The organism is Ventrimonas sp. (assembly GCF_048380235.1).
GTDB lineage: Bacteria > Bacillota > Clostridia > Lachnospirales > Lachnospiraceae > Brotaphodocola.
The window spans coordinates 1-6,167 of sequence record NZ_DBFCCJ010000002.1 but is presented as its reverse complement, the minus strand read 5'-3'; the positions used below and the strand labels follow the sequence as shown (position 1 = coordinate 6,167).

At 52.3% G+C, this 6,167-nt stretch carries 5 protein-coding genes and 2 pseudogenes; all 7 read left to right on the top strand.

The window, feature by feature from the left end; translation table 11 throughout:
• Positions 1–199: pseudogene (locus tag ACMP1L_RS00045) on the top strand (cysteine synthase A); the annotation flags it as partial.
• Between the two features lie 237 nt (positions 200–436).
• Positions 437–901 carry an Hsp20/alpha crystallin family protein gene (locus ACMP1L_RS00040; protein WP_158402520.1) on the top strand — a complete coding sequence of 155 codons (465 nt, stop codon included), beginning with the start codon at positions 437–439 and terminating at the stop codon, positions 899–901.
• Positions 902–1,150: 249 nt separating this feature from the next.
• Positions 1,151–2,008, top strand: a complete 858-nt coding sequence (locus ACMP1L_RS00035) for a YitT family protein (protein ID WP_005946315.1) — start codon at positions 1,151–1,153, stop codon at positions 2,006–2,008.
• Between the two features lie 107 nt (positions 2,009–2,115).
• The gene (locus tag ACMP1L_RS00030; RefSeq protein WP_418451536.1) at positions 2,116–3,150 is read left to right on the top strand and encodes an alcohol dehydrogenase; all 1,035 of its coding nucleotides are present in this window, start codon (positions 2,116–2,118) and stop codon (positions 3,148–3,150) included.
• A 172-nt stretch (positions 3,151–3,322) separates the two neighbouring features.
• The gene (gene ade / locus ACMP1L_RS00025) at positions 3,323–5,062 is read left to right on the top strand and encodes an adenine deaminase (protein ID WP_418451534.1); all 1,740 of its coding nucleotides are present in this window, start codon (positions 3,323–3,325) and stop codon (positions 5,060–5,062) included.
• 413 nt (positions 5,063–5,475) lie between these two features.
• The gene (locus ACMP1L_RS00020) at positions 5,476–5,919 is read left to right on the top strand and encodes a GNAT family N-acetyltransferase (protein WP_418451532.1); all 444 of its coding nucleotides are present in this window, start codon (positions 5,476–5,478) and stop codon (positions 5,917–5,919) included.
• Positions 5,920–5,980: 61 nt separating this feature from the next.
• Positions 5,981–6,167, top strand: a pseudogene (locus tag ACMP1L_RS00015) (class I SAM-dependent methyltransferase); the annotation flags it as partial.

Here is a 6,167-nt window from a genome sequence, read left to right as displayed (position 1 = left end):
CCGCACCGAGGAAGCCTACGAAACGGCCCATGAGGTGCTGCGGGCGGAAGGACTGTTTCTGGGCACATCGGCAGCAGCGGCTTTGCACGCAGCGGTGCAGGTGGGCCGCAGACCGGAGAATCAGGGAAAGAACATCGTGGTCATCGTCCCGGACAACGGCATGAAATATCTGTCTACGCCGATGTACCGGCAGAAATGATAAAAACACGATGATACGACTGAATTTTGAAAAGATTGCATAGGATTTTAGAAAAGTATTATTCTTTTATGAATTTTAGCACTCTTCTGTTGACACTGCTAATGAACGGTGCTATAACAGTGGCGTGCTCAGGAGGAAGGGCAAAAGGAGAGCCGCTAGGCTCCCCGGAAAGCCCTTCTGAATGGACGCTTCAGATTTTTTGCCCCGACCCGAACGCCGGGATTGGAGGAATGATTTATGCTTATGCCGACTGTTTTCCATGAAAACCTGTTCGATGATTTCTTCGATCCGTTCTGGAATGACGCTGCACTGGAACGTGCTATGAACCGTGAGGCTCGTGGCGCCTTTGGTAAGCGTGGTGCAAACATGATGAAGACCGATGTCAAACAGACGGACAATGGCTACGAAGTAGCGGTTGACCTGCCGGGCTGCAAGAAGGAAGACGTCCAGATGGAACTGGACGACGGCTACCTGACCATTCAGGCAGTGCGCAGCCACAGCAACGATGAAAAGGATAAGAAGGGCCGCTATCTGCGGCGCGAATCCTTCTCTGGCACCTGCGCGCGCAGTTTCTACGTGGGCGATGTGAAGAAGGAAGACATCCACGCAAAGTTCGAGGACGGCGTCCTGCACGTCGAGCTGCCTGCTCCTCAGCAGACGAAGGCTTTGCCTGAGAACCCGAATCTGATTGCAATCGAGTAAAACGCCGGTCGTGTGCGCCAAAGCACAACGCACATAAGATGCCCCCGGAGAGCCGCAACAAGCCCTCCGGGGGCATTTTTGTTTCGCTATCTTTTCCGCAAGGGAAAAACATGGTATACTGAGAACAGCAACTCAGAATTTATGGAGGTACCTCACTATGGAATACAAACGCTTTGGCGGTAAGCTCCTTGTCCGCATCGACAAAGATGAGGAGATCGGTGAAACAAATTTGATTTTAGGGGGACAAAGATGAGTGATGTAAAAGGAAAGACCGGCGCAGTCCTGAGGGAGACGGCAGTCCTGACCGGGGCGGTGGCGATCATTGCGGCGGGCGTTTTCTTTTTTCTGGTGCCGAGCCATACATCTGTCAGCAGCATTTCCGGCCTTGGCATCGTGCTGTCCAATTTTGTGCCGCTGCCCTTGTCGGTCATTACGATGATCCTGAACGTCGTGCTTCTCATCATCGGGTTCTTTACCTGCGGCAGAGAATTTGGCGCAAAGACCGTATACACCAGTGTGCTGCTGCCGGTGTTTCTGGGGCTGTTTGAAAAGCTGTTCCCGGAGTTCGGCTCGATGACCGGCAGTCAGGAGCTGGACGTGCTGTGCTATATTCTGGTGGTCAGCATCGGGCTGAGTATTTTGTTCAACCGCAATGCATCCTCCGGCGGGCTGGATATCGTGGCAAAGATCATGAACAAGTACCTGCACATGGAATTGGGAAAAGCCATGTCTCTGTCGGGAATGTGTGTGGCGCTTTCCGCGGCCCTGGTCTACGATAAAAAGACCGTGGTGCTGAGTATCCTCGGTACTTACTTCAACGGCATCGTGCTGGACCATTTCATCTTTGATAACAGCATCAAACGCCGCGTCTGCATCATCACCGAAAAAGAGGAGGCGCTGCGTCAGTTCATCCTCCATGACCTGCACAGCGGTGCGACCATGTACGAGGCCATCGGTGCATACAATCTGGAAAAACACAACGAGATCATTACCATCGTGGACAAGAGCGAATATCAGAAGCTGATGAACTTTATCAACCGGGAAGACCCCAAGGCTTTTGTTACCATTTACAATGTGTCCAGCATGCAGTATCAGCCCAAGATCTGATCGGCGGAGAGCTGCCGCAAAGGGCGGGCCTTTTGCGGCTTGCTCTTTGCCATAGCTGCGTGGTATACTCAAGTCCGGAAATATCAAAGCGCATGGAGGTAAAAAGCATGCTGACCTATACCTATGTTTCCGAGGGCAAATTTGAACTGATGGAAAAACCAAAGCCGGTGCTGCAGCACGAGCGGGATGCCATTGTAAAAGTGACCCTTGCCAGCATCTGCTCCAGCGACCTGCACATCAAGCACGGCAGCGTGCCCCGGGCGGTGCCCGGCATCACGGTAGGGCACGAGATGGTGGGCATCGTAGAAGAAGTGGGCAGTGCGGTGACCAATGTGAAACCCGGCGACCGGGTGACGGTGAACGTGGAGACCTTCTGCGGAGAGTGCTTTTTCTGCAAAAAAGGCTTTGTGAACAACTGCACCAATCAAAACGGCGGCTGGGCGCTGGGCTGCCGCATCGACGGCGGGCAGGCCGAGTATGTCCGGGTGCCCTTTGCGGATCAGGGACTGAACAAGATCCCGGACGGCGTTACCGATCGGCAGGCGCTGCTGGTGGGCGATGTGCTGGCCACCGGCTTTTGGGCGGCACGCATCTCGGAAATCACCCCCGAGGATACCGTGCTGATCCTCGGTGCAGGGCCGACCGGCATCTGCACGCTGCTGTGCGTCATGCTGCACAGCCCCAAGCGCATCATCGTCTGTGAAAAGGACGCAAGCCGCCTGCAGTTCATCCGTCGGCACTACCCGCAGGTGCTCACCGTGCAGCCGGAGGACTGCGCCGCCTTTGTGCGCGCCAACAGCGACCACGGCGGGGCAGATGTGGTGCTGGAAGTGGCAGGGGCAGACTCCACCTTCCGGCTGGCGTGGGAGTGCGCAAGACCCAACGCCATCGTGACCGTGGTGGCGCTGTACGATAAGGCACAGACCCTGCCGCTGCCGGAAATGTACGGCAAAAACCTCACCTTTAAGACCGGCGGCGTGGACGGCTGCGATTGTGAAGAAACGCTGCGTCTCATCGCAGAAGGCAAGATCGATACCGAACCGCTCATCACCCACACCTACCCCCTGCGCCGGATCGCAGAGGGCTACGAGCTGTTTGAAAAGAAACGGGACGGCGTGATCAAGGTGGCAGTGGAGTGCTGACGGTCTGCGCCAAGGCACAACGCACATAAGGTGGCCCCGGAGAGCTGTAACAAGCCCTCCGGGGCCATTTTTGTTTCCCGACATCTTTTCCGCAGCGGCAAGGCGTGGTAGAATAAGGGCAGAACCAATCCACAGGTGAAAAAATCGAACTTCAGAGAGAGGAGATGTTTCTATGCAGTCCGATGAACTGAAACGCCGGATCTCGGCAGGCAGAGGAGATGCTTTGGCCGATCTGGTTTTGAAAAATGCCAGAATCGTCAATGTGTTTACCGATGAGATCGACACCGCTGATATTGCCATCAGCGGAAACCGGATCGTGGGTGTGGGTGCGTATCACGGCCGGAAAGAAGTTGATCTGCGCGGCAAATATGTCTGTCCGGGCCTGATCGATGGGCATATCCACATCGAAAGCTCCATGCTCTGTGGCCCGGCCTTCGAGCAGGCAGTGCTGCCCCACGGTACCACTGCGGTGGTCACAGACCCGCACGAGATCTCGAACGTTGCGGGGCTGGAAGGCTTGGATTTTATGCTGGAAACGACAAAAAATCTGACCCTTTCGGTTTATTTCATGCTGCCATCCTGTGTGCCGGCCACGGATCTGGATGAATCCGGTGCGGTGCTGAACGCAGAACAGCTCCGGCCTTACTACGGCGATCCCCGTGTGCTGGGGCTTGCGGAACTGATGAATGCCTACGGAACGGTGCGCTGTGACCCGAAGATCCTGCAGAAGATCCGCGACTGCACCGAAGCGGGAAAGATCGTGGATGGCCATGCACCGCTCTTGAGCGATAAGGACCTGAATGCTTATATTGCGGCAGGCGTTCAGTCCGATCACGAGTGCTCCAACATTGAGGAAGCCATGGAAAAACTCCGGCTCGGACAATATATCATGATCCGGGAAGGAACGGCTGCCAAAAATATGGAGGCCCTGATGCCGCTGTTCCGGGAGCCTTATTGCAGCCGCTGCATGCTGGTGACGGATGATAAGCACCCCGGTGACCTGCTGGACAGCGGCCACATCGATTCCAACATTCGTAAAGCGATCCGGCTGGGCGCAGACCCAGCAGTGGCCGTCAAAATGGCAACGCTGGTCCCGGCACAGTATTTTGGGTTCAAGCAGCACGGTGCCGTGGCACCGGGGTATGCTGCCGACCTCATTGTAGTATCGGATTTTGAATCCTTTACGGTCGAACAGGTTTACAAGAATGGCACGCTGGTGGCCGAGCACGGAAAAACGCTGAAACCCGCACCGCTTGACATCGACCGTGTGAGATTTTCCCACGTTATGGATTCCTTTGATCTGGATGAGATCACACTGCAGGACCTGGAACTTCGGGAAAGCGGGGAGCAGGAGCGTGTCATCTGCCTGAACCGGGGCGAGCTGCTTACGGAGGAAAAAATCATCCCGTTCCAACGGCATCCGGGCAAAGCTCCCGGTGTGGACCCGGAACACAACATCGTAAAACTGGCCGTTTTTGAGCGGCATCATCACTCCGGCCATGTGGGCATTGGCTTTTTAGGAAACTTCAGCCTGAAATGCGGAGCCGTTGCATCGAGCATCGCACATGATTCCCATAACCTGATCGTGGCAGGGGACAACGATACCGATATGATGCTGGCCGGCAACACTGTGCGGAAAAACAAAGGCGGACTTGCGTTTGTGGCAGATGGACAGGTCGTGGCAGAACTTGCGCTTCCGGTGGCCGGATTGATGAGCACCGAAAGCGCAGAGAGCGTTGCGGCGAAAATGCAGGCGATGAACGATGCCCTCAAGGCACACGGTGTGGCGGAAGACATCGGCATCTTTATGACCCTCGCCTTCGTCAGCCTTCCGGTCATTCCAAAACTCAGACTGAATACATACGGCATCATCGATGTAGCGCAGCAGAAAGTCGTTCCGGCTGTTTTTTAATAGGCGATAACAAAAATACTGCCGGAGACCGACCCGAATGGTCCGTCTCCGGCAACAGAACAGTTCGTTCCTACTCTTAGAAGCGAGCCGCATCAAGAGAAAAATTGACGGAAATTCTTATTTGATAAATCGAAATTTGGAAAGGGGGGCACTGCCATGCTGAGAAAGTTGAATTGTTTTTTTAAACATCGTTATTGGTTCATTCATAGGAGTTTTCATTGGGTTCGGAATTTATAAGTTCTGGAACTTTAAAACCTATCCAAATTTATATGCCATGCAGTCTGCACCGTGGTACACAGAGCTACTGTTGGATGGTGCCATGGTGGCTGTTGTTGTGGTCGTATGTATTGTCCTAAAGTTGGTTATTTGGAGAAAATTAAAGCCATAACATCCAGTTTGACGGAGTGATGGATATGAAAATCAGAGAAGTGGATAAGAATAAAAAGCAGTTTATATCATTATTGTTATTAGCTGATGAGCAGGAGAATATGATTGACCGTTATATTGAAAAAGGTACTATGTATGTACTTGAAGATGGTATGACAAAAGCTGAATGTGTTGTCACTGATGAAGATAATGGAATACTTGAAATTAAAAATATTGCAGTCGATCCTCAGAATCAAGGAAAGGGCTATGGGAAAGCACTAATTGATTTTCTTGCCAGTAAATATGCAGATGAATATTCTGTTTTGCAGGTTGGAACAGGTGATAGTCCATTGACGATACCATTTTATGAAAAATGTGGATTTGTTCGATCTCACAAGATTCCGAATTTCTTTACCGACAATTATGACCACCCAATTTATGAGGGCGGTGTACAACTAATAGATATGGTATATTTGCAAAGACATATATAACTTCCCGTTTATTGGGAAGTCGCAGAGAACGAAAAATCGGAAGTTTACAGCGAGGTGAAAGATGTTGAATTACGTAGAATATGGAAAAGAAAACAAATATGATGATGATATATTTTTTCAAAAATACAGTCAAATGAGTCGCTCACAGCAGGGACTAGCCGGTGCAGGAGAATGGGAAACATTGAGAAAGCTGCTGCCGGATTTTAAAGATAAGCGTGTGCTTGATTTAGGATGCGGCTATGGATGGC